At 28.5% G+C, this 579-nt stretch carries 1 pseudogene; it reads right to left on the minus strand.

Features of this window, described 5'->3' with window-relative positions:
* A pseudogene (locus L8Y18_RS08635) lies at nucleotides 1-579 on the minus strand (hypothetical protein); the annotation flags it as partial.

Here is a 579-nt window from a genome sequence, read left to right on the forward strand (position 1 = left end):
AATCAATTACCCAATCTACTCCCATAATCTCATCTATAAAAGGAAGCATACCAAATTCATCAGGTTTTAAAGTCTTAGCTAAGGTTTTAATCTCTTGTTCTCTTAAAGGATTTTTATGCACTCCTACTAAACCACTTCCTACAGCAATATCTGCATAACCATAAATAGCACCTAATAAATTAGGTTTATCTAATATACTACTTCCTCCACTTAATTGTATATAAAGTATAGTAGCTTGGATAAATCTTGCATTAAAACCATTTTGAGACATATCATTAGCTAGATATTTATAATCACCTAATATTCCTGCTGCCATACCCCATTCATTATGAAATAAACTTGATCTTAGATTATGTTTATTATCATCTACTATTCTATATAATTTTTCATATTTAGGATCTACATTTCCTTTTTCATCTACAGCTCCTATAGCTTCATAAGGTATATCTATAACAACACTTCTTATACCACTTCTTATAACTAAATACTTATATCTTTCTTTTTTAGTTTTTAAAGATTTATAATAAGCTTTTTCTGCTTTAGTCCAAGGAGCTATGCTTCCTTTAATAGGATCTTTTA

Source organism: Campylobacter sp. CNRCH_2007_0968H (genome assembly GCF_025773245.1).
GTDB lineage: Bacteria > Campylobacterota > Campylobacteria > Campylobacterales > Campylobacteraceae > Campylobacter_D > Campylobacter_D lari_D.